The following is a 21458-nucleotide window of genomic DNA, read 5'->3' on the forward strand; positions in this document are numbered from 1 at the left end:
AACTCGTCGTGGAGGTCGCGCCAGAAGGTGGTCTCGCCGGTCGGGACGAACCCGTTGCGCCGCAGCACGCGGCGGGAACCGGTGTTGCCGACATCGGCGCGGGCTCGCAGACCGCGCAGCCCGTAGCCCTTCGCCAGGTCGCAGAGCTCCCGGACCGCCGCCGAGGCCACTCCCCTGCGGGTCGCCTTCTCGGCCACCCGGAAGCCCAGTTCGGCGGTGCCGCCGTCGAGGTCGAACAGGTTGAACCGGCCCAGGATCTCACCGTCGCCGCCCACCAGGACGTGGAAGCGGATCGTGCCCGCCTCCTGTTCCCTCAGGAGGTCGCGGTGGTTGGCGGCGAAATTGGCGAAGTAGGCGTCGCGCCGGTCGGGCACGGTGCGCGAGAAGAAGGCGCGGTTGTCGGTCTCGAAGGTCAGGAGCGGGCCCGCGTGGTCGGCCCGCAGTAACTGGAGTTCCGGCATGCCTACGAGTCAAGCAGGTCCAGCATGTACGTGATCTGCGCCGACCGGGCGACGTCGATCTGCTTGGCCAGGTCGAGCGCTCCGGGGTTGGACCCGCTGCCCTTCTCGTACCGGGCGAACTGGATGGCGTCGTCCTGGTGCGCGATGAGGGCGTTGAGGAGTTCGTGGACGAAGTCGGCGTCCTTCGCCTTCTTCAGGCGGGCCAGATCCTTCTTGGCGTCGATCGAGGTGCCGCCGTGGGCGTGGTGGGCGTCCTGGTCGAGGGTGAGGGGCTGCTCCCACTGCATGAGCCACGTGGTCATCGTGCTCGTCTCGGTCTCCTGGGTGACCCGCATCGCCGACGCGAGCTGCTCGACCTTCACGGGCAGGTCGCGGTTCTCGGCGAGCCTGGCCAGCTCGTGGCCCTGTTTGTTGTGCTCGACCATCATCTGCAGGAACATCACGTCGGCCGCGTTGACCGGGGCTTCCTCCTGTACGCCGGCGCAGGCCGTACAGGCGAGGAAGAGAACGATGAGCAGCCGTCGCATGCCCGCCTCCTTCGACGGCGGGCCGCGCCCGTCGGACGCGGCCCGCGTTCACTCACGAGATCAGACGCGCAGCCACAGGGCGGGCACGTTCGGGGGCTCCCAGCCGACGAGCGAGGTGTGCGGCTGGCGGCACTGGTAGGTGACACCGCCGTAGGTCACCCGCGCACCGGTCTGGTAGGCGACGCCGGGCGCCCAGGTGCCGCCGGGGTTCTGCGTCGGCGTCACGGTCGGGGTGGGCGTGGGGGTCGGCGTCCGCGTCGGCGTCACCGTGGGGGTGGGCGTCGGCGTCGGAGTGGGGTTGGTGCCGCCGGAGAAGGCCACGTCGGAGCAGGTGTAGAAGGCCTCGTTCGAGCCCACCACGCGCTGCCAGATCGAGAAGAGGATGTGGCGGCCGGTCCGCTGCGGGATGTTGATCGTCCAGTTGGTGAACGTGGTCGGGTTGAAGTTGTTGAACGTCTGGATGTGCACCAGATCCGACCAGCGCAGCGGCTGCGACGGGTTCCAGCCCTCACGGGTGATGTAGAACTCGAAGTTGCTGTTGGAGTGGGGCGCGGTCGCGTGGTAGGTGATGGTCCGCGGCCCCGCCGAGAACGGCGTGGCCGGCCAGTCGGTGCGCTGGAGGTCGAGCCCCCGGTACTTGTCCCGCCCCGCGCTGCACAGCTTCCCGTCGGGAATGATCTCCCGGTGACGGCCACCCGCTTCGAGCAGGGAGACCTCGTTCCAGTCATAGAAGGCCTGGGTGCCCCCCGCGGCGACGGCGGCGGCACAGGCGGCCGAGTCGGGCGACTCGGGCCCCTCGTTCTTGCACTGGTAGACCCGGCTCGGGGGGTTCGACATGGTGCCGTGGGCGCTGGCGGGCGCGGACGGCAGGATCACGAGCAGCGAGCCGGCCATCAGACCGGCGGCGGCTGCAGCCACCTTGTTACGTAACACCTGGCTCTCCTCCGTGGAGCTCCGTGGAGCGGATACGCGAACTCCGGCCACCTCATGAGGAGAGCCGGAGCCCATGACGGAAGATCAGCTTGGGAACGCGGGGTGACGGCCGCGGACTTAAGCTTTCTATAAAGAAACCTTCCTAAGAGAAAGGATCTCTCAGGATTCTTGACAACGCAAGTCATCGGATGACATCCACGTGAACGACCGCCGGTCGGCGGGGTGACTCCGTGACTCTCACCTCCCGGGCCCAGCAGGCCGAGGCGATGAGCGGCGCGGTCTCCACGAAGTCGGCCACGGTGATCCCGGCCCGGCAGTAGATCCACACCCGCTCCCCCGTGCTGGTCGGCCGGATCCAGAGGACGACCGGCAACCTGCCCTTCCGGGTGACGATGAGGGCTTCGGCACAGGCGGTGCGGATCCGGTGCGGCGTGACGACACACCGGATCCGGGCCAGGGCGAGCCTGCGCGCGAACGGTGACGCGGACACGAGACCGGCGAGGAGCCCGGCCACGCTGATCGCGACCTGCCAGCCGGCCCACGAGACGAGAAACGGCCCCCCGATGAGGAGAGCCGCTTCGTAACGCCAGCGCCAGACCACCACGAAGGGGTTCGGTGGCGCCACCCTGCTTTCCAGGGCACGTACGAGTTGCCTGGTCATCTCCGGCTCCCCGGAGAGGCGGCCGACCTGTTCGCCCGAAGTTCGTTGAAACGTGGATCCCGGTATGTCCGGCGATTCCACTTCCGTTCGATCTCCCAGCCGACGACGAAGGCGAAAGCGTCGGGTTCTGCATAGAGGTTGTCACTGAGACGTTTGATGAGGCCGGTGATTCGGTCCAATAAGCCACGTGGGGGCGACAATTCCCCACCTCTTGGGTTAATCTGCATGGTGGATCGTCCTTTGTTGAGCACTGAGCGGCGGTCTTCAACTCCGGGGCCCGATGCGCCAACATCGGGCCCTGCTTTATTTAGGTCAGAGATGGCCCCAGTTCACACCCCTCCGGTAGCGTTCCCAATCCGTTTATAACGCCATTCGACCGGAAACATACCTAGGCGACCCTAAGTGGTAATTACCACTTGACCCTGCAGAGCCTCGGCACAGGAATTCGACCATCGGGGCGTGCCATGAGCGGGACCAACCTGACCATCCGCAGACGTCAACTCGCCTCCCGGCTGAAAAGCCTCCGCCAGCAGTCCCGGATGACGCTGGAGACCGTCGCGGCGCTGCTGCATTCCAGTACGGCCAAGATCAGCCGGTTGGAGACGGGGCAACGCGGCGCGAGCGTGCGGGACGTCCAGGATCTCTGCGCCATCTACGGCGTGACCGACGTCCTGTTCATCGCCGAGCTGATCTCCATGGCCCGTGATTCACGGCAGCAGGTGCTACGCCAGGAATTCGGCGACATCGGGGACGACGCCGTCTACACGTACATGGACCTCGAGGCCGCCGCGACGGCGATCACCGAGGTCGAGATCTCCTATGTCCCCGGTCTGCTGCAGACGGAGGACTATGCGCGGGCCCTCATCCGGGGCATCGTGCCGACGCTCTCCGCATCGGCCGTCGAACGCCGGATCAAGGCCCGGCTCCACCGGCAGCGCCTGCTGCGCGACGACCCTCCACTGGACTTCCGGTCCTTTCTCGACGAAGGCGCGCTGTGGCGGCACATCGGCGGACCCAAGACGATGTGCGGCCAGATCGACCATCTCGTCGAGATCACCGAATCAGGCCGGATCAGCCTGCAGATCATGCCGTTCACCATGGGTGCCTACACCGGCATGGACAGCCCCTTCGTTCTCTTTCAGCTCCCCGAGCCCGACGCGTCGATCGTCTATCTGGAATCCGTCGGCACGGTGGAATACACCGAGAAGCCCTCGGAAGTCGCCGTATACCTCGAGACCGTTCAGAGACTGAAGGAGACGGCACTCTCACCCGGCGCTTCAATCACTCTATTAAAGGGAATAAAAGCCGCGTTTCAGCATTCGGAGGCGGCGGGGTCCGGCACCTGATAGCGATCAAGGAGAAGCGCATGAACCTCGATTGGCGCATTTCCAGCGAATGTAACGGCGGGTCCTGCGTTCGGGCCGCCATCTCAGGCCGGAGCGTTAGTCTGGGTTCCACCGAACGGCGGCAACCGGCGATTCTCGTTTTCCCCACCGACGACTGGATCCTGTTCACCGGCGCCGTCAAGGCGGGAAACTACAGTGGGCCTCCAGAGCAGGTTGTAAATGTACCTTCACGGATAGACGACAAATCTGCCAACGGCGGCTACACTCCCTCGGCCCCCGTGGTACCGTGCGAGCACTTAGCAGTCGATCTTCAGGGAGCAACCGTCATGAGCCGCGAGTCCACCGACGAAGACGTCTGGCGACGGGCGTGCAACAACGGTGGATGCGTCGAGGTGGCCTTCGCCGACGACGCCGTCCGGGTGCGTGACGGTAAGCACGGCGGCGAAAGCGCGGTTCTCGATTTCACCTGGGACGAATGGCGCGATTTCCTGGCCGGGGTTCGCCGGGGCGAGTTCGACGCCAAGTAGTTCAGACCAAGTAGTTCAGAAGTCGAAGTTCTCCAAGTGGATCTGCTGCTTGGGGACGCCTGCCCGCCTCAACGCGTTGAGGGCCTTCTGGGTCATGCCTCGCGGACCACAGACAAACACGTCATATTCGGCCAAATCGGGAATGGCGCGTGACAACGAACGCCCCGTGAGAGGGACCGTCAGGTCCTCGTTCATCGTGTAGTGGACTCGGGCGCCCCTCGCGCGGGCGATGGCGTCGAGTTCGGCTCGCAGGACCAGGTCTTCGATCGTGCGGGCCAGATAGAGCAGGCTCAGTTGTCCGGGCATCGACTCGAACAGGGCCCTGAGCGGGCTGATGCCCACGCCGCCCGCGATCAGGAGGATCTTGTTCGAGCGGCTGCGGGCGGCGGTCAGGGCGCCGTAGGGGCCCTCGGCCCAGACTCGGATTCCGGAGGTCAGGGAGAAGAGGGCGCGGCTGTGGGTGCCGGCCGCCTTCACGGTGATGCGCAGGTGGCGGCTGTTGGGGACGGCCGACAGCGAATAGGGATTCGCCGCCCACCACATGCCCTTGGTCAGGAAGCGCCAGCGGAAGAACTGGCCCGGCTCCGCCTTGAGCCTGTCCAGGTCGTCGCCGGCGATGTAGACCGAGACCACGTCGGCCGATTCGCGCCGGATCCCGGCCACCCTCAGGTCGTGTCTGCGCGAGCGGATCACCGGGACGGCGAAGCGGTTCCAGATCAGGAGCACGGCCACGCCGATGTAGAGAGCCCGCCAGGCCCAGGAGGCCAGGCCGCCGAACGACGGGCCGGTGAGCTGGTGGGCGAAGCCCAGGTAGATGGCCAGGTAGGTGAGGAAGTGGGCGTAGTGCCAGGCCTCGTACGACATCTTGGAACGGATCGCCCGCGCCGAGATCAGGCCCACTGCCAGCAGCAGCGCCAGGGAGACGGTCGCCTCAAGGATGCCGGGGCCGTACAGGACGAGACCGAACGTGCCCTCCCACGCGCTGGACCTCAGCACATGGGCGGTCATGGCGAAGACCATGTGGGCGACCGACAGGGCCAGGATGCCCCGGCCGCCCAGAGCGTGCCAGCGGGACAGGCGGTCGGCGCCGATGGTGCGGTCCAGGAAGGGGACGCGGGCCATGAGGGCGACCAGGATCGCGGCGCCGTAGCCGGCGAGCAGGCCGGTCAGGCGGCCCAGCCAGGCCAGGCCGTCGGCGGTGGAGGCCACTGACGGCAGGTCGAGCCAGCAGTCGGCGGTGGCCAGGAGGGCGCCGGTCCACATGGCGCCCGCCACCCACGTGCTGGTGCGGAAGTGTGGTGCCGGCGCAGCGGCACGACGTCCGGGGCGTCTGCCCGCGGAGGTTGATGGAGGGGAAATCAACTCGCCCGCCTCGGGGGACGACGGAATGGGGGGAGTCGCCCCCATGTCCGGGAGCGAGGAAATCGCGAGCAGCGTGCCGGTCGAGGGGCCGGACAGGGCGGGAGTCGACGCGGCGGCTCGCGGGGCCGGGGGTGGCGGCACGGGGAGAAGGGTGCCCGTGGCGGGGCCGTCTTCGTCGAGGAGGGACTCCCAATTGGCGTCTGTTGGTGGTTTGAGGAGCGACTCCCAATACGTCGTCATTTCAGGTCGGCCAGGGTCGTCGAACGGGCGGCCGACAGGCTCGCGGCGAGCTGTTTCGTCGCCTCGTTCGCGCCGGATGTCTGTTCGCCTTTCGCTACCAAAAGGGACTGGGTCAAAAAGTCCTTTAGGTGTTTCCGAAATAGCGTGTCGAACGGCCCGTCGTTCAGGCCTTGCGCTATTAATAGATCGCTTTTCGTCACCATACCGGGCATGTCGTGACCCTCGTGGACGTTTGTCGACGGAAGCCCCGCTTTACTCAACAAACCCTTTAGTCCCACAAGTTGCTGCTGCTGTTCGGCCGCCACCTGAGAAGCCAGGGCCAGCACTGACGGATTCGCTGTGCGTTCAGGCGCCAGGTCCGTCAGTGCCAGCACCGACTCGGTCATGGGGATCTCCAGCTGGATCCAGGCCATGTCCGTGGGGTTGAACACGGCTGCCGTAGCCGTTGTTGCGGGCTGCACCGCCGCCGCGGCAGGACCTTCGATTCGCGGGGCGGTGCAGCCGGTCACCAGAAGGGCCGCGAGCGCGACAACCCAGGGTGCGCCAGACGTCAGTCGCACTTCAACGTCCCTTCTCGTGAGCTGTGAGGACCTTTTTGTGGCGATTCGTGCCCATGTGGGGCGTCTATGGGGGATCGTGGGGACGCGGGCGCGCCCCTCCTGTAACCGGAGACCCGCAGGTCACGGCAGAACAACAAAAATCACCAAAAAAGGTTCAGTAGATTTCGTTGTCCCCGGCCCCACGGCGGGGTCTCCGAAGCACGGCCCTCAGAAGGGGATGCAGCATGCCAGCGAGGAGCGGGCCCGATACGACGATGGTCGCGGCGGCACGCGACGGAGACCAGGCTGCCCTCGACCGCCTGGTCGCCGACTCCCTGCCGCTCGTCTACAACATCGTCGGCAGGGCCCTGAACGGCCACAACGACACCGACGACGTGGTCCAGGAGACCCTGATCCGGATGGTCCGCGGCCTGCCGGGGCTGCGCGACCTCGACGCCTACCGATCATGGCTGGTGGCGATCGCGGTCCGGCAGGTCCGCGACCACGAGGCCGAGAAGCGCACCGCGCAGCACCGCAGGACCGACCTCGACACCGCGACCGAGGTGGCCGACCCGGCCTCCGACTTCGCCGGGGTGACCATCCTCCAGCTCGGCCTGACCGACCAGCGGCGCGAGGTCGCCGAGGCGACCCGCTGGCTCGATCCCGACGACCGGGCGCTGCTGTCGCTGTGGTGGCTGGAGGAGACCGGGGAGCTCGGGCGGGCCGACCTGGCGTCGTCGCTGGGCATCTCGGCCAAGCACGCGGCCGTGCGGGTGCAGCGGATGAAAGAGCAGATCGAGGTCGCGCAGAGCGTCGTGCGCTGCCTGAACGCGCCCGCGCAGTGTGGCGAGCTCAGGGGCATGTTCCTGGGCTGGGACGGGGTGCCGTCGCCGCTGTGGCGCAAGCGGTTCGCCCGGCACATCAGGGGATGCGCGAACTGCGGGCGCCGTACCCAGGGCATGGTCCCCCTCGAACGGCTGCTCCTCGGGTTGCCGCTGGTGGCCGTACCGGCCGGGTTCGTGCTGACGAAGCTGCTCGCGCCGGTGGCGATCAAGACGACGGCCGTGGCGGCCAAGAGCGTCTGGATCCCCCTGACCGCTGCGGCCGGGGTGGCGGCGGTGGCCTCGGGCGCGTTCGTGCTCCAGCCCTGGACGACCGACGAACCGCCGCCTCTCGTCGCCGTCGCGCCGCCATCGCCGAGCGTGGTGGTCAGCGAGACGCCGGTGGCGAAGCCCTCCCCTTCGAAGAAGCCGTCGCCGAAACCGTCACCGAAGCCCTCGCCGAAACCGTCCAAGACGGTGCAGCCGCCACCACTCGCCGCCCCCTCCGTCAAGAAGGGCGTCGGGGTCTGGCCGATGAACGGGGTCAGCACCTCCCTCGCGAAGTCGGGGGCGCGGTGGTACTACACCTGGGCGTCGCACCAGAACGGCGTACAGACACCCAGGAATGTGGAGTTCGTCCCGATGATCTGGGGCGCCGACAGTGTCACGCCGCAGGCGCTTGCCGAGGCGAAGCAGGCGGGCCCCTACCTGCTGAGCTTCAACGAGCCCGACCTGGCCGGGCAGGCGAACATGACCGTCGAGCGCGCGCTGGAGCTCTGGCCGCAGCTCCAGAAGGCCGGCAAGATCCTCGGCTCCCCCGGCGTCGCGTTCGGCGGTGACACGCCGGGCGGCTGGCTCGACCGGTTCATGAAGGGCGCCAAGAAGAACGGCTACCGGGTCGACTTCATCACCCTGCACTGGTACGGCGGCGACTTCCGCGCCGCCGCCGCGACGCAGCAGCTCAAGAGCTATCTCCAGAACGTCTACCAGCGCTACAGGAAGCCGATCTGGCTGACCGAATACGCCCTGATCGACTTCTCGAACGGTTCGAAGTACGCCTCCGACGCCGAGCAGGCCGCCTTCCTCGCCGCATCGTCGAAGATGCTCGCGTCCCTGCCCTACGTGCAGCGGTACGCGTGGTTCGGCCTCCCCGCCAAGGAGGCCGAACCGAACAGCGGGCTGTTCACCGAGGACGGCGTCGCCACCCGGGCCGGAAAGGCGTTCCAGCAGGCCCGTTAGCGGATGAAGCCGTTCACGATCAGCGGCAGCGACGCGTCGAGGCCGGCGACGTTGAGCGCGTCCGGGTCGTTGTGGTCGGCGATCGAGTAACCGGCCGCCGTCATCGCCGCCACGACCACCCGGGTGTCCCGGCCGATCGTCTTGCGATAGCGGGCCAGCATGTCGACCGGCGCGCCCCGGCCCGCCCACGTCTCGTTGTCGGTGAAGACGACGACGCCGTCGACGCGCATGCGCTCGTCGAGCAGGTACTTGAACGGCAGCGACAGGTCGGTGCCGCCGCCCGACGGCCGCCACTTGGCGATGTCGCGCAGGTTGGTCCGGGCGCTCACCTTCGAGTCGTGCACCCGGGTGTCGACCTCGATGGCGTGGACGTTGCCCTTCTCGATGCGCGCCAGCATGACCGCCATGGCCGAGCCGACCTCGTAGGGCGTGCCGACGGGCGAGCCGCCGACCACGCACTGCTGGTAGGCCATCGAGCCGGACGAGTCGACCGCCAGCAGCAGCCGCTTGCCCGTGGGCTTCACCGCGCCGAACGACTTCTCGTACGCCTCCTCCAGCGCGTCCATGATCGCCGGAACCGGCTTCCACGTCGCGCCGTTACGGCCCTGGCCGGAACCGTAGACGCGCATCGCGAGCCAGACGTCCAGCGGGTGGATGCGGGCCTTGCGGAGCTGGTGGAACGCGGTGAGCCGGGCGACCGTCCGCCGCGTCGCGTCGCCCAGCGGCACGAGCGTGCCGATGCGGGTCATCCGGGCGAGGTTGCGCAGCAGCGCGGTCATGCCGATGGTGTCGACGAGGTGGTCCCAGACCTTGGGCTCGGTCAGCATCGCGTCGGGCAGGAACTCCCACGGCACGTCGAGGCGGGTCGCCTCCTCGACCGTGGTCACCGCCTTCGCGGTGAGGAAACGGTCGACCGAGGGCAGCGCCTGCCGGGCCACGTCGTCGCCGACGTTGCCGGCGATCCAGCCGAACAGCACCTTGCGCTGCTCGGTGTCGCCCGAGGGGTGGGCCATCCGCAGCACGTCGCGCAGCGCGAACGCCTCACCCGACGGCGTCTTGCGCTGGCCCGCCTTGCAGACCTTGAACGCGACGTCGTCGGCGTCGCCCTCCAGGAACCACGAGCCGAGGGCGGTCCGCAGCGAGCGGCCCATGACCGGGCTGGTGCCCTGCGCGGTCCGCTTGCCGCCGAGGTTCTTGTAGTAGCCGAAGAAGGTCGCGAGGTGGTCGGTCGTCCGGGCGACCTTGGGCAGCGCCGACTTGGCGGCCCGGCGGGTCGCCTCGTCACCGCGCGCGTAGGCGGCGGCGAGGGCGAACAGGGCGGGCGCGTTCTTGGGCGCGCGGGGCGGCCGGGCGGTGGAGATCTCGGTGAGCATCTCGACCACGCGCGGGCCGTCGGCGCGCAGCGCCTTGTAGACGACGCCGACGTTGATCTCGGTCAGCTTGCCGGCGTCGACGTAGTAGGTGCCGCCGGACGTACCGAGAATGAGGAAGTCCTCAACCCGCTGCCACAGGTCCTTCTCGAATACGACGCCACCGGCCGCGTTGCGCACCTTGCCGGGGCCGTAGTCGGCGAGAGGGTCACGGATGTTCTTCACGACAATTCCTCCGGGACGAGAGTGGACGGATGTGGGGACGCTGGCCGCGTTTACAGCTGCTCTTCCATTTGAACTAACCCTCAATTAGGCGAGGGTGCGGGATTCGAACCCGCATCGGCTGTCTTGGGATAACCGACCTGCTTCGACCCGTCCTGGTGCCGTTCGAGGATGGCGCGGATATGGCATGTCAACCGGGGTTAAGTGCTCTGACCGCTGAGCTACCGGGGCATGTGGCACCCCGGGCGGGATTCGAACCCACGACCTCTCGATCCGAAATCGATAACCGATTGTCTTCGACCCGCGCCATCCGCGAACCGACATTAAAGACGGTACAGATCACCGTTCAACCCGCATACCGGTTTTCCGGGTGTGGGGTAGAGTGGTGGCGTTTCGCAAGGCCCTACGACGAGGAGGTGAGACCCATTCCCGCCCAGTTCCGCCAAGGAAGGCAGGTCTCGTGTTCCTCTCATCCGTCGTATCCGAACTCCGCGCCGCGGGCTGCGTCTTCGCCGAAGACGAAGCGCGGCTGATCCTCGCCACCGCCGACTCCCCCGCCGACCTGCGCCACATGGTCGGCCAGCGCGCGGCCGGGCTCCCCCTCGAACAGGTGCTGGGCTGGGCCCGCTTCCGTGACCTGCGTGTTCTCGTCGATCCCGGGGTGTTCGTGCCCCGCCGCCGCACCGAGTTCCTGGCCGGGGAGGCGGTCGCGCTGGCCCGCCCGGGTTCGGTCGTCGTCGACCTGTGCTGCGGCACCGGTGCCGTCGGCGCGGCCGTCGCCGCCGAGGTTCCCGGCATCCTCCTGTACGCCGCCGACATCGACCCCGCCGCCGTCGCGTGTGCCCGGCGGAACCTCCCGGGGGCGCCGGTCCACCAGGGCGACCTCTACCAGGCGCTCCCGCTCCTCCTGCGGGGGCGCATCGACGTATTGGTGGCGAACGCCCCTTATGTACCGACCGAAGAGGTCGACTTCCTGCCGCCGGAGGCCCGCCTGCACGAACCTCTCGTGGCCCTCGACGGAGGCGAAGACGGACTCGAGCTGATCAGGCGGGTGTTCCGGCTGGCGCCCGAGTGGCTGGCGCCGGGCGGATCGGTGCTCGTGGAGACCTCCGACGAGCAGGCGGCCAGCGCGTGCACAGCCCTGCTGAAGGCCGGGCTGGAGCCGCGGATCACGTCTTCGGAGGAGCTTGACGCGACTGTCATCGTCGGGCAAATGCCGATTCGATAACAGGTATTTCCGCCCGTCCCTAACAACGTCAGATTGTCACCATGAACGACACTGCACCGCCGCTCCGCGAGCGTGACCGCTCATCCGTGATCATGGCCTTAGTCCTGGCGACCCTCATCCTGGGCGGCGGGTGCAGCATCCTGATCGGCTCTCAGGACGAGTACTACGCGAACCGCGCCGAGGCCAGGGAACAGCTGGTCAAGAAGGGTGGGACCCTGCCCGACGTGACGGGCATGCAGTGGTCGGAGGCGGTCGGCGTCCTCCAGCGGGAGGGCTACTGGCTGCTCGACCGCACCGGGGTGACGAGCGCCGACGAGTCGCGCTACGTCACCCGGCAGGAGCCGGCGGGCGGCAGCCAGGTGCCCTTCTCCACCAGGATCACCCTGAACACCGACAACTAACCGATCAGCGCTTGGCCATCAGCCAGCCCTGCCGGGTCGACTCCGTGCCGACCGGCTCCCTGACGTCCCGGGCGACCGGCTCGAAACCCGCCTCCTTCAGCAGGGCGGCGACGCGGTCGGGGTCGAGCCGGTGGAAGTCGATGTCGCGCACGCGCGCGATCTCCTCGCCGACCTGGAATCCGACGATGATCAGGCCGCCGGGCCGCAGCACGCGGTGGAACTCGGCGAAGACGCCGGGGTGCAGGTCCGGCGGGATGTGGATGAGCGAATACCAGGCGACCAGCCCGGCCAGCGAACTGTCGGCCCGGCCGAGCGAGCGCAGGTCGCCCTCGGCGAACTCGATATCGGGATGGGTCGCGCGGGCGACGGCGAGCATTCCGGGCGACAGTTCGACGCCCGAGACGTCCAGGCCCTTCGCGTGCAGCCAGCCCGTCACCCGGCCGGTGCCGCTCCCGGCCTCCAGCACCGGGCCGGGCGGGACCGCCTCGGCGAAGCGGGCCAGGGCGGCCGCCTCGGGCTCGGTGACCTCAGGGAAGAGCTGGACGTATTCGGTGACCAGGGCGTCGTATCCGGCGCGGGTCTCGGTGAGGAAGTCGGGCACCCGGACACGATAGAACTCCGGGCGAACCGGACATGCCGCTTCGCCCGGAGTCGTCGATCAGTCGCAGACGTCCTGGAAGGCGCTCTCCCGCCATTCGCGCTGGCGGCGGGCCACGTAGACACCGGGCGCGAGGCCGGTCGCCCCGTGCTCGGGATGCATCAGATAGACGGGCGCGGTCGCCTCGATCAGGGCGAGGTCCGCCGGATGTGCCTGGACGCGGCAGGTGCCGGGCTCGGCGAACAGCACGTGCGGGTGGACGCCGTCGAGGAGCACCGTGCCCTCTGCGGGCACCTGCTCCCACTCTCCTGCCGGCTGCGCGCCGCCGGGGATGACGATGAGGTCGCCTTGTGCCTGCATCCCGGCGAGGACGGGGATGGTCAGGGTGCGGTCGAGATGGTCGTCGAAGGTGCGTCCGGTCCGGGTGGTCAGGGTATCCAGGGTGATCATCATGTCCTCCTCACGAGTTGGGCGTACAGGTCGGCGGTGAGGCCGTAGGTCCAGGCGGCGGCCTCGACCGGGTCGGTGATGCCTGCGGGAACGAGCAGGCCGTAACGGCGGCGGTCACCGTCGCGTTCGACGGTTCCGTTGACGACGATCAGGACTCTTCGCTCCATGACGTCGTAGAGGCGCAGGTCGGCGTCGTTCCCCGGATCGGGGGCGGTCGCGACGAGACGCGCCCCCGACCGGTCGATGTACTCGGCCCAGCCCATCCGCTCGATCGCGGCCAGCCGGACCTCGGGGTCGGATTCGCTCCCGATGCGGCCGATCGTCGGCTCCTCGATGACCCAGCGGGGCACGCGCCTGCCCCGCCACGCGTGGACCGACCGGCCGTCGCGGTAGACGACCGCCGGTCCGTCGTCCCGGTGGAGGACCACCGCGTCGCCTCCGGACCGCGGCTGGGTGTGGACGACCTGCGGCCGATCCGCCACCACGCACACCTCTCGGTAGGGCAGCCACCAGCCTCCGGCGCGGGCCACCCGCTCCCACAGATCGGGGCCGTCGACTCCGGGCACCCATGGCAGGCAGTCGTAGCGGGACAGCCAGGACAGGTCGTGGACCTCCGGCCACTCGCGGTCGTGGTCGTACACGACCAGCCTGGAAGGTGGGCGGCTCCGGAGCATCGGATCGACCACCAGCCGGTGGACCTCGTTCCTCCTGGCCCGGCTCACCACCAGGCCGGACTCGAAGGCGCGCCGCATCTCCTGGTACCGCGTGCGGAACAGGCGCGTCAGCGCCGTTCGGGGATCGAGGAACTCGATCGCGGCGGCCGGAGAGGCGACCCAGTGGAACCTGGGTGGGGGGAGTCCGTTCAGCCGGTAGAGGCCGGTGATGGCCGCTTCGGCTTCGGGGCGGTCGGCGGGCTCGGTCGACAGGGCGATCGCGAGCCATTCTTCGCGGATGGCGGCGGCGTCTCGCCGCTTCGTGACACTCACCAGATGTGGGTGGTGTCGTCCTTTCCAACGATCATGTCCTGGATCATAACCTGATCAAATGAGGTCGAACTTAACGATTTATCTCATCCTCGGGCTCGTCGTCATCGCCGGAGTCCTCTCCTTCGGCACGCTGACCTCGCAGACGATGACGTCGTTCGGGGTCGGTTCGGGGGTGGTGACCTCGATGAGCGCCCTCATCTCCTCCCTCGCCGCGGGCATCTCCGCCATCGCGGCCTGGCGGACCAGCGTCCGGCCGCCCGCCGAGGACGACGAGGCCGTGGTCAGGCTCCTCGACATCGCCGAGCGCGCCGACGGCGAGATCCGCGCCCTCGCGTTCACCGAACTGACCCGCGCCGTGCCGCCGCTGCTGCGTAAGCGCCTGGCCGGGCGCGACCGGGCGCCCGTCATGGCCATGCTCGACCGGCTCCTCACCGAACAGGATGTGCCGAGACTGCGGCTGTTCCTCGCGGTCTACGGGATTTCCTGACGAACCATTCGGCCACGATCAGGTTGGGCACCCAGCAGAGAAAAGGCACTATCTTGTACGCCGCCTCGAACGACCCCAGAGTCGGCATGAGCACCACCAGCCACAACCGTAGAGTGACCGCCGCATAGGTCAGCGCGAACACGCGCGTGGCCCACTGGCGGTGCCTTTCGACGTCACCTTTCCGAATGGCCGCGAACGCCATGACGGCGAATGCCACCCACAGCACGGCCAGCGTCCCGAATCCGGCCGTCCCGATGGCCCCCGCCGCGTTGACCGGCGCGATGACCGCCCCGGAAACGCCCGCGACCAGGATCGACGCGAGGGCGATCCGGCCGACGACCCGGTGCACGCGGGGAACGCGGTTCCTGATCCGGGCCGCGAACTGGAACGGCGACAGGAAGAGCGCGGTGCCGCCGAAAACGATGTGCGCGTAGAAAGCGCCCTGCACGACGGCGTTCTGCGCGACGTAATTGGCGGAGAGCGGGGCGTCCTCGGAAAGGTTCTCCAGCGAATCGAGCAGATAGGGCAGCGGAAAGAACACGGCGACGGCCACCGCCGTCAACAGGAACCACCAGTACGCGGTCATCTTCACGGACGAGAGGCTAAGGACGAGACACCCGCGACCACCTCCCTCTCAGGAGGGAGGCGCCGTAGCCGGAGCGCTCGGAGAATGAGTCGGGAAATGTCGCTCATGCCGACGACACGCGGGCGCCGGAGGGGCTGCCGGCGCCCGCGCGTCGTCACCGGAAGCGGGCGGCACCGACCCGAAGGCGCAGCCACCATGCGACGACACGCCGGGATCTCCGGCCAAGAGCCCGGCCGAGCCCGCGCATGAGGACGTGGGTGAGGGAGCGCAGGAGCCACCGGCCGGCGGCTCGGCCCCGGCTCGGGGCGAGCACGCGGCCGACCCGGTCGGACGTGCTGCTCGCCTCCGCTCTGCTGGTCGGAGCCGTGGTGGTCACGCTGTTCGTCGAGGCGGGGCCGCCCTATCGGGAGACCGATGCGCTCGGGTTCGCGTTGCCCGTCGCGGGGGCGCTGGGGTTTCTCTGGCGGACCAGGGCGCCGATGGCGGTGCTGGTCTTCGAAGGGGTGGTCCTCTCGGTCAACGCGGGGGCCGGGTACTCCGTCGTGTTCGTGCAGTGGACCGCCTGGGTGGCGGTGTTCGCCTTCCACTCGCTCGACGAACGGTGGCTCCCGGGCCTGCTGCTGACGTTGGCCGCCGTCGCGGGGTGGGCGGTCTTCGACCACTGCGTACCGGAGGCGACTGATCTTGCCGGGGTGGTGATGTGCCTGTTCCTGTCCACCACGGCGGGGATCGCGGCGCGGAACCGGCGGAAGGTCGTGCTGATGGAGGAGCGGGTGAGGCTGGCGCGGGAGCTGCACGACTCGCTCGGGCACACGGTCAACGTGATGGTCATGCAGGCCGGGGTCGGCCGCCAGGTGCCCTCGTTCGGCGGGGAGGCGCTCGGCCACATCGAGGAGCTCGGGCGCGGGGCGCTCGACGAACTCGACCGGCTGCTGCACGTGCTCGACCCGTCGACCGAACTCGACACCCTCGCCGCGCGGGTCAGGGCGGCCGGACGCGAACTCACCCTCGACGCCGGTGACGTGCCGCTGACGACCAACGGCTACCGGATCGTCCAGGAGGCGGTGACGAACGCGCTCCGGCACACCGCCGAAGGGCGCATCTCGGTGGTCATCGGCCGGACGGGGACCGGCGTCCGGATCGAGGTGACCAACGAGGGCCGCTTCGCCGAGCCGGTGCCGGGGCGCGGGCTGGCGAACATGCGGGCGCGGGCCGAGGCGGAGCGCGGCGTGCTCACCGCCGGGCCGACCCCGCACGGGTTCCGGGTGCGGGCGGTTCTCCCAGCGTGATCAGGCTGGTCATCGCCGACGACGACCCGCTGGTGCGGCAGGTCCTGGCGGTGCTGCTCGGCGCCGAACCCGACATGACCGTCGCCGGGGTCGCCGCCGACGGGCTGACCGCCGTCTACCAGGCCCGGCTCCACCGGCCCGATGTGGTGCTGATGGACGTCCGGATGCCCGGCCACGACGGTGTCGAGGCCACCCGCGTGATCACCGGCTGGCCGCAGCCCCGGCCGCGCGTGCTGGTGCTGACCACGTTCGACCAGGACGAAGTGGTCGACCGGGCCATCAGGGCGGGGGCCGACGGGTTCCTGCTGAAGAGGGCCGCCCCGGCGGAGATCGTGCGGGCGGTGAGGACGGTCGCCGCCGGTGACGCCCTGCTGGCGCCCCCGATCACCCGGCGGCTGATGGGCATCCTGGCCTCGCGGCCCGCCCTCGACGACCCCGGTCTGACCGACCGGGAGGCCGACGTGCTGAGAGCGCTCGCCGACGGCCGGTCGAACGCCGAGATCGCCGCGGCGGTGAACGTCTCGGTCGAGACGGTCAAGACCCACATCAAGGGAATCCTCACCAAACTCGGCGTCCGCGACCGGACGCAGGCGGTCGTGTGGGCGTACCGGAGCGGCTTCATCCGCAGGTGACAGGAACATTGACGGCTTCGTAGCACGTATGTAACATTCGACCAGCGCTACGCAAGAATCTTGCAATTTGTCGTCTAATTTCTCTCCATTTCTCGCAACTCTTCAGGGAATGCACTGCGTCCGTGCTTCCACCCCCATCCGTGTCTCACCCTGTCGCCCCCTGACGAGAGAAGAACGCGAATGAGAAAGCTGCACGGACCCCTGAGGCTGGTGGCGACGGTCGTCGTCGCCGGCCTTGTCGCGTCTGGACTCCTCGCCGCACCCGCGTCCGCCGCGGGCGGGCCCAACCTGTCCTTGGGCAAGGCCGCCGCGGTCTCCAGCTCCACCGGAGGCTCCTCCGCCTCCGCACTCAACGACGGCAACCAGGGCACCTACTGGGAGAGCGTCAACAACAGCTTCCCGCAGTGGGCCCGCATCGACCTCGGCAGTGCCACCGCCGTGGACCAGATCGTGCTCAAGGTGCCCGCTCCCACCGAGTGGCAGTCCCGGACGCAGACCCTGACCGTCCAGGGCGGCTCCGACGGCACCAACTTCTCCAACGTCGTGGCCTCGGCGAACTACACGTTCAACCCGGCCACCGGTAACTCCGTCACCATCAACTTCGGCTCGGCCACGCACCGCTACTGGCGGGTCAACGTCACCGCCAACACCGGCTGGCCCGCCGCGCAGATCTCGGAATTCGAGATCTACGGCACGGCCGGAACCGGAACCGGTGGGAATCTTGCCTCCGGCCGTCCGATGAGCGGCAGCTCCGTGTCGCAGAATTACGTTGCTTCGAACGCGAACGACGGCAACCAGGGCACCTACTGGGAGAGCATGAACAATGTCTTCCCCGAGTGGCTCCAGGTCGACCTCGGCGCGTCCACCTCGATCAACCGGGTGGTGCTGAAGCTCCCGGCCTCCGGCTGGGCGACGCGCACCCAGACCCTCGCGGTGCAGGGCAGCACGAACGGCAGCTCGTTCTCCGACATCGTCGGGTCGACGGGCTACGTCTTCAACCCGGCCAGCGCCAACACGGTGACGATCAACTTCACCGCGACCTCGACCCGCTACGTCCGCCTGAACATCACCGGCAACACCGGCTGGGCGGCCGGGCAGATCTCCGAGTTCGAGGTGTACGGCCCCACCACCCCCGGTGACACCCAGGCGCCCAGCACCCCCGGCACCCTGAGCTTCACCGAACCGGCCGGCAACCAGATCCGGCTCGCCTGGGGCGCCTCGACCGACAACGTCGGGGTGACCGGTTACGAGATCTTCCGCGACGGGACCTCCGTCACCACGGTCGCCGGCAACGTGCTGACGTACACGGACACCCAGCCCTCGACCGCGACGGTGAGCTACACCGTGCGCGCCCGGGACGCCGCCGGGAACACCTCCGCCCAGAGCAACTCGGTCACCCGCACCGGCACGCCGGGTGGCGACACCCAGCCCCCGAGCGCGCCCGGGACGCTGAGCTACACCGAGCCCGCCGCCGGGCAGATCCGCCTGGCCTGGGGCGCCGCGACCGACAACGTCGGCGTGGCCGCCTACGAGATCCACCGGAACGGCAACTACCTGGCGACGGTCGCCGCCAACGTGCTCACCTACACCGACAACCAGCCCGCCACGGTCACCGTCTCCTACCAGGTGCGGGCCAAGGACGCGGTCGCCAACAACGGCCCGTTCGGCAACTCGGTGACCCGTACGGGCTCCAACCCGCCCACCGGCACCAACCTGGCCCAGGGCAAGGAGATCACCGAGTCGGGCCACGTCCACACGTTCGTCGCGGCCAACGCCAACGACAACAACCTGGACACCTACTGGGAGGGCGCCTCGGGCGTCTGGCCGAGCGTGCTCACCGTGAAGCTCGGCGCCAACGCGAGCATCACCTCGGTGGTGCTGAAGCTCAACCCGTCGTCGGCGTGGGGCTCGCGGACCCAGAACGTCCAGGTCTTCGGCCGTGACCAGGCCTCGGCCACCTACACCAGCCTGGTCGGCGCGACGAACTACACGTTCAACCCGGCCGCGCAGAACACGGTGACGATCCCGGTCACCGCGACCACCGCCGACGTGCAGCTCCGGATCACCAGCAACACCGGCGCCCCGGCTGGCCAGATCGCGGAGTTCCAGGTGTTCGGCACCCCGGCACCCAACCCCGACCTCCAGGTCACCGCGCTGAGCTGGACGCCGACCGCGCCCAGCGAGGTCCAGGCGATCACCGTCTCCGGGACCGTCCGCAACAACGGCACCTCGGCGTCGGCGGCCGACAGCGTGAACGTCGTCGTCGGCGGCAGCCTCGTCGGCACGGTCAACATCCCGGCCCTCGCGGCCGGAGCCGAGGCCACGTTCACCCAGAGCGTCGGCACCCGCCCGCAGGGCACCTACTCGGTCGCCGCCACGGTCGACCCCGACAACACGGTGTTCGAGCAGAACGAGACCAACAACACCTTCACCGCGCCGACCCAGCTGACGGTCTCCCAGGCCCCCGGCCCCGACCTGACGGTCACCGGCGTGACCTCCGCCCCGGCCAACCCGGCCGTCGGCGCGGCGGTCAGCTTCACCGTCTCGGTCCACAACCGGGGCACCACCGCCAGCGGCGCGAGCACCACCCGCGTCCAGGTCGGCTCGACCACGCTGAACACCAGCACCGCCTCGATCGCCGCCGGCGCCACCGCGCAGGTCGCGATCACCGGCACCTGGACGGCCACCTCCGGCGGCGCCACCATCACCGCCACGGCCGACGCCACCGGCGCCATCGCCGAGACCAACGAGTCGAACAACACGTTCACGCAGGCCATCGTGGTCGGACGCGGCGCCGCGGTGCCGTACACCGAATACGAGGCCGAGGCCGCGGTGCACAACGGGACGGTCCTGACCGCCGACGCGCTGCGCACCTTCGGGCACACCAACTTCGCCACGGAGTCGAGCGGCCGCAGCTCGGTGCGCCTGAACAGCACCGGCCAGTACGTGGAGTTCACCTCGACCGTGCCGTCGAACTCGATCGTCATCCGCAACTCGATCCCCGACGCGGCCAGCGGCGGCGGCCAGGACAAGACGATCAGCCTCTACATCAACGGCACGTTCAACCGCAAGATCACCCTGAGCTCCAAGCACTCGTGGCTGTACGGCTCCACCGACGACCCCGAGGGCCTCTCGCAGAACCCCGGCGGCGACGCCCGGCGCCTGTTCGACGAGTCGAACGCCCTGCTCAGCCAGAGCTACCCGGTCGGCACCAAGTTCCGCCTCCAGCGGGACGCCACCGACGACGCGTCGTTCTACATCATCGACCTGATCGACCTGGAGCAGGTCGCACCCCCGCTGAGCCAGCCGTCCGGCTGCACCAGCATCACCCAGTACGGCGCGGTCGCCAACGACGGCCTCGACGACACCCAGGCGATCCAGCGCGCGGTCACCGACGACCAGAACGGCGTCATCAGCTGCGTGTGGATCCCCGCAGGTCAGTGGCGTCAGGAGCAGAAGATCCTGACCGACGACCCGCTGAACCGCGGCACCCACAACCAGGTCGGCATCAGCAACGTGCAGATCCGCGGCGCCGGCATGTGGCACTCGCAGCTCTACACGACCGTCGAACCGCACCTGGTCCAGGGCGGCATCAACCACCCGCACGAGGGCAACTTCGGCTTCGACATCGACAGCAACACCCAGATCTCGGACATCGCGATCTTCGGTTCCGGCCGCATCCGCGGCGGACCCGGCGGCGCCGAGGGCGGCGTGGGCCTGAACGGCCGGTTCGGTGTCAACACGAAGATCACCAACGTGTGGATCGAGCACGCCAACGTGGGCGTCTGGGCCGGCCGCGACTACTCGAACATCCCCGAGCTGTGGGGCCCCGGCAACGGGGTCGAGTTCAGCGGCATGCGCATCCGCAACACCTACGCCGACGGCATCAACTTCGCCAACGGCACCCGCAACTCGAAGGTCTTCAACAGCTCCTTCCGTACGACGGGTGACGACGCGCTGGCCGTGTGGGCGTCCAAGTACGTCAAGGACGTCTCGGTCGACATCGGCTCCAACAACAGCTTCACCAACAACACGATCCAGCTGCCCTGGCGCGCCAACGGCATCGCCGTCTACGGCGGCTTCGGCAACAAGATCGAGAACAACCTGATCTACGACACCGCGAACTACCCCGGCATCATGCTGGCGACCGACCACGACCCGATCCCCTTCAGCGGGACGACGTTGATCGCCAACAACGGCCTCTACCGGACCGGCGGGGCGTTCTGGAACGAAGACCAGGAGTTCGGCGCAATCACGCTGTTCGCCCAGTCGACCGGCATCCCGGGCGTGACCATCCGGGACACCGACATCGTCGACTCGACGTACGACGGCATCCAGTTCAAGACGGGCGGCGGTGAGGTGACCGCCGCGATCACCAACGTGAAGATCGACAAGTCGAACAACGGCGCCGGCATCCTGGCGATGTCCGGAGCCCGCGGCACGGCGACCCTCACGAACGTGACCATCACGAACTCGGGCGACGGCGACATCGTCCGCCAGCCGGGCACGCAGTTCATCATCAACTGACCTTTTCCGGATCAGGAACCAGCCGT

19 protein-coding genes and 1 pseudogene are annotated in these 21458 nt (G+C 68.7%); 9 read left to right on the forward strand and 11 right to left on the reverse strand.

Annotated elements, in window-relative coordinates; all coding sequences use genetic code 11:
- Nucleotides 1–56: 56 nt before the first annotated feature.
- From ACYQ78_RS12730 to ACYQ78_RS12745, 4 genes and pseudogenes are all read right to left on the reverse strand, one after another.
- Nucleotides 57–461, reverse strand: a pseudogene (locus ACYQ78_RS12730) (GNAT family N-acetyltransferase); the annotation flags it as partial.
- Between the two features lie 2 nt (nt 462–463).
- The gene (locus ACYQ78_RS12735; RefSeq protein ID WP_459800999.1) at nt 464–988 is read right to left on the reverse strand and encodes a DUF305 domain-containing protein; all 525 of its coding nucleotides are present in this window, start codon (nt 986–988) and stop codon (nt 464–466) included.
- A gap of 60 nt (nt 989–1048) precedes the next feature.
- A complete protein-coding gene (locus tag ACYQ78_RS12740; RefSeq protein ID WP_459801000.1) occupies nt 1049–1921 on the reverse strand; it encodes a lytic polysaccharide monooxygenase auxiliary activity family 9 protein in 873 nt (290 codons plus the stop codon).
- 181 nt (nt 1922–2102) lie between these two features.
- A complete protein-coding gene (locus tag ACYQ78_RS12745) occupies nt 2103–2582 on the reverse strand; it encodes a hypothetical protein (protein WP_459801001.1) in 480 nt (159 codons plus the stop codon).
- A 416-nt stretch (nt 2583–2998) separates the two neighbouring features.
- On the opposite strand from ACYQ78_RS12745, the gene ACYQ78_RS12750 reads away from it, so the two are divergent.
- The gene (locus tag ACYQ78_RS12750; protein WP_459801002.1) at nt 2999–3928 is read left to right on the forward strand and encodes a helix-turn-helix domain-containing protein; all 930 of its coding nucleotides are present in this window, start codon (nt 2999–3001) and stop codon (nt 3926–3928) included.
- A 20-nt stretch (nt 3929–3948) separates the two neighbouring features.
- Complete coding sequence (locus ACYQ78_RS12755; RefSeq protein WP_459801003.1) at nt 3949–4455, forward strand: DUF397 domain-containing protein; 507 nt, start codon at nt 3949–3951, stop codon at nt 4453–4455.
- Between the two features lie 15 nt (nt 4456–4470).
- Here ACYQ78_RS12755 and ACYQ78_RS12760 read toward each other — a convergent pair whose 3' ends face one another.
- Both ACYQ78_RS12760 and ACYQ78_RS12765 read right to left on the reverse strand, forming a co-directional pair.
- Nucleotides 4471–6057 carry a ferredoxin reductase family protein gene (locus tag ACYQ78_RS12760; RefSeq protein ID WP_459801004.1) on the reverse strand — a complete coding sequence of 529 codons (1587 nt, stop codon included), beginning with the start codon at nt 6055–6057 and terminating at the stop codon, nt 4471–4473.
- Nucleotides 6054–6617 carry a DUF305 domain-containing protein gene (locus tag ACYQ78_RS12765; protein ID WP_459801005.1) on the reverse strand — a complete coding sequence of 188 codons (564 nt, stop codon included), beginning with the start codon at nt 6615–6617 and terminating at the stop codon, nt 6054–6056. The genes ACYQ78_RS12760 and ACYQ78_RS12765 overlap by 4 nt, the downstream gene beginning before the upstream one ends.
- A gap of 224 nt (nt 6618–6841) precedes the next feature.
- Here ACYQ78_RS12765 and ACYQ78_RS12770 point away from each other — a divergent pair, with 224 nt between their 5' ends.
- Nucleotides 6842–8656: a sigma-70 family RNA polymerase sigma factor gene (locus ACYQ78_RS12770; RefSeq protein ID WP_459801006.1), complete on the forward strand. Its 1815-nt coding sequence runs from the start codon at nt 6842–6844 to the stop codon at nt 8654–8656.
- Here ACYQ78_RS12770 and ACYQ78_RS12775 read toward each other — a convergent pair.
- The gene (locus ACYQ78_RS12775; protein ID WP_459801007.1) at nt 8653–10251 is read right to left on the reverse strand and encodes a TROVE domain-containing protein; all 1599 of its coding nucleotides are present in this window, start codon (nt 10249–10251) and stop codon (nt 8653–8655) included. The genes ACYQ78_RS12770 and ACYQ78_RS12775 overlap by 4 nt on opposite strands.
- 457 nt (nt 10252–10708) lie before the next feature.
- On the opposite strand from ACYQ78_RS12775, the gene ACYQ78_RS12780 reads away from it, so the two are divergent.
- Both ACYQ78_RS12780 and ACYQ78_RS12785 read left to right on the forward strand, forming a co-directional pair.
- Complete coding sequence (locus tag ACYQ78_RS12780) at nt 10709–11476, forward strand: putative protein N(5)-glutamine methyltransferase (RefSeq protein ID WP_459801008.1); 768 nt, start codon at nt 10709–10711, stop codon at nt 11474–11476.
- Between the two features lie 41 nt (nt 11477–11517).
- Nucleotides 11518–11877, forward strand: coding sequence for a PASTA domain-containing protein (locus ACYQ78_RS12785; RefSeq protein WP_459801009.1), 360 nt, complete (start codon nt 11518–11520; stop codon nt 11875–11877).
- A gap of 4 nt (nt 11878–11881) precedes the next feature.
- On the opposite strand, the gene ACYQ78_RS12790 is transcribed toward ACYQ78_RS12785, so the two are convergent.
- Genes ACYQ78_RS12790 through ACYQ78_RS12800 form a run of 3 tightly spaced genes read right to left on the reverse strand, consistent with a single transcriptional unit; the run spans nt 11882 to nt 13911 of the window.
- Nucleotides 11882–12478 (reverse strand): class I SAM-dependent DNA methyltransferase, encoded by a 597-nt coding sequence (locus ACYQ78_RS12790; protein ID WP_459801010.1) that lies wholly within the window; start codon nt 12476–12478, stop codon nt 11882–11884.
- Between the two features lie 57 nt (nt 12479–12535).
- Complete coding sequence (locus ACYQ78_RS12795; protein ID WP_459801011.1) at nt 12536–12925, reverse strand: hypothetical protein; 390 nt, start codon at nt 12923–12925, stop codon at nt 12536–12538.
- Entirely contained in the window at nt 12925–13911 is a 987-nt protein-coding gene (locus ACYQ78_RS12800; RefSeq protein ID WP_459801012.1) for a DUF6745 domain-containing protein, read from the reverse strand. The genes ACYQ78_RS12795 and ACYQ78_RS12800 overlap by 1 nt, the downstream gene beginning before the upstream one ends.
- A gap of 58 nt (nt 13912–13969) precedes the next feature.
- On the opposite strand from ACYQ78_RS12800, the gene ACYQ78_RS12805 reads away from it, so the two are divergent.
- Nucleotides 13970–14398, forward strand: coding sequence for a hypothetical protein (locus tag ACYQ78_RS12805; protein ID WP_459801013.1), 429 nt, complete (start codon nt 13970–13972; stop codon nt 14396–14398).
- Here the strand turns inward: ACYQ78_RS12805 and ACYQ78_RS12810 are convergent.
- Nucleotides 14340–14984, reverse strand: a complete 645-nt coding sequence (locus ACYQ78_RS12810) for a DUF2306 domain-containing protein (RefSeq protein WP_459801769.1) — start codon at nt 14982–14984, stop codon at nt 14340–14342. The genes ACYQ78_RS12805 and ACYQ78_RS12810 overlap by 59 nt on opposite strands.
- Before the next feature lie 257 nt (nt 14985–15241).
- On the opposite strand from ACYQ78_RS12810, the gene ACYQ78_RS12815 reads away from it, so the two are divergent.
- The 3 genes from ACYQ78_RS12815 to ACYQ78_RS12825 all read left to right on the forward strand — a co-directional run bounded on the left by ACYQ78_RS12815 (nt 15242) and on the right by ACYQ78_RS12825 (nt 21432).
- Nucleotides 15242–16273 (forward strand): sensor histidine kinase, encoded by a 1032-nt coding sequence (locus ACYQ78_RS12815; protein WP_459801014.1) that lies wholly within the window; start codon nt 15242–15244, stop codon nt 16271–16273.
- Entirely contained in the window at nt 16270–16905 is a 636-nt protein-coding gene (locus ACYQ78_RS12820) for a response regulator (protein ID WP_459801015.1), read from the forward strand. Before ACYQ78_RS12815 ends, ACYQ78_RS12820 begins: the two co-directional genes overlap by 4 nt.
- Nucleotides 16906–17085: 180 nt before the next feature.
- The gene (locus tag ACYQ78_RS12825; protein WP_459801016.1) at nt 17086–21432 is read left to right on the forward strand and encodes a galactose-binding domain-containing protein; all 4347 of its coding nucleotides are present in this window, start codon (nt 17086–17088) and stop codon (nt 21430–21432) included.
- Nucleotides 21433–21458: the final 26 nt, after the last annotated feature.

Source organism: Herbidospora sp. RD11066 (genome assembly GCF_054661255.1).

Excerpts from the sequence above, each read along its gene's own strand:
- ACYQ78_RS12825 (WP_459801016.1), top strand. The coding sequence starts at position 17,086 with ATGAGAAAGCTGCACGGACCCCTGAGGCTGGTGGCGACGGTCGTCGTC.
- ACYQ78_RS12805 (WP_459801013.1), top strand. The coding sequence starts at position 13,970 with ATGAGGTCGAACTTAACGATTTATCTCATCCTCGGGCTCGTCGTCATC.
- ACYQ78_RS12745 (WP_459801001.1), bottom strand. The coding sequence starts at position 2,582 with ATGACCAGGCAACTCGTACGTGCCCTGGAAAGCAGGGTGGCGCCACCG.
- ACYQ78_RS12770 (WP_459801006.1), top strand. The coding sequence starts at position 6,842 with ATGCCAGCGAGGAGCGGGCCCGATACGACGATGGTCGCGGCGGCACGC.
- ACYQ78_RS12760 (WP_459801004.1), bottom strand. The coding sequence starts at position 6,057 with ATGACGACGTATTGGGAGTCGCTCCTCAAACCACCAACAGACGCCAAT.
- ACYQ78_RS12785 (WP_459801009.1), top strand. The coding sequence starts at position 11,518 with ATGAACGACACTGCACCGCCGCTCCGCGAGCGTGACCGCTCATCCGTG.
- ACYQ78_RS12755 (WP_459801003.1), top strand. The coding sequence starts at position 3,949 with ATGAACCTCGATTGGCGCATTTCCAGCGAATGTAACGGCGGGTCCTGC.
- ACYQ78_RS12735 (WP_459800999.1), bottom strand. The coding sequence starts at position 988 with ATGCGACGGCTGCTCATCGTTCTCTTCCTCGCCTGTACGGCCTGCGCC.
- ACYQ78_RS12810 (WP_459801769.1), bottom strand. The coding sequence starts at position 14,984 with ATGACCGCGTACTGGTGGTTCCTGTTGACGGCGGTGGCCGTCGCCGTG.
- ACYQ78_RS12795 (WP_459801011.1), bottom strand. The coding sequence starts at position 12,925 with ATGATCACCCTGGATACCCTGACCACCCGGACCGGACGCACCTTCGAC.